The organism is Geminicoccus flavidas, assembly GCF_009806515.1.
In the GTDB taxonomy this organism is placed as follows: Bacteria; Pseudomonadota; Alphaproteobacteria; order Geminicoccales; family Geminicoccaceae; genus Geminicoccus; species Geminicoccus flavidus.
The window spans coordinates 1-602 of the sequence record NZ_WUJP01000608.1; the positions used below are offsets into that span (position 1 = coordinate 1).

Annotated in this window: 1 protein-coding gene; it reads right to left on the minus strand. The window is 65.3% G+C overall.

The window, feature by feature from the left end:
- Nucleotides 1-13: 13 nt before the first annotated feature.
- Nucleotides 14-602 (minus strand): mandelate racemase/muconate lactonizing enzyme family protein (locus EQG76_RS17205; protein WP_200840881.1); only part of this gene is annotated, 589 nt, incomplete at its 5' end.

A 602-nucleotide genomic window follows, 5' to 3' on the forward strand; every position in this document is an offset into this window, starting at 1 on the left:
AGGCCGGTGATCTTCATGCCTGGCCTCCCACGACCAGCTTGTCGAAGCGGCCGAGATAGTCGTCGTTCAGCTCGATGCCGAGGCCTGGGCGGTCAGGGATCCGGTAGCGGCTGTTCCGCTGCTGGTGTTCCAGCGCGTCGGTGACGATCGCGTAGCGGTCGTCGGTCCAGTAGGGGAACCATTCCATGATGATGAAGTTCGGGATCGCCGCGTCGAGCTGCACGCCGGCCGCGGTCGAGACCGGGCCGCCGCAATTATGCGGCTGGACGTGGAGATTGTAGGTCTCGGCATAGGCCGCGATCTTGCGCGCCTCGGTGATCCCGCCGCACAGGCCCATGTCCGGCTGCAGGATGTCGAGCGCCTGGCTCTCCAGATAGGGGCGGAACTGGTAGCGGGTGTAGAGCCGCTCGCCGGCCGCGATCGGGATCTTCACGTTCGCCGACACCTTCTTCATGCAGGCGACGTTCATCGGATCGACCGGCTCCTCATAGAAGAACGGCCGCGACGCTTCGAGCATCCGCCCATAGGTGATGGCATCCGTGGTACCGAGATTGCCGTGCAGGTCGAGCAGGATGTCGACGTCGGGACCGACCGCCTGGCGC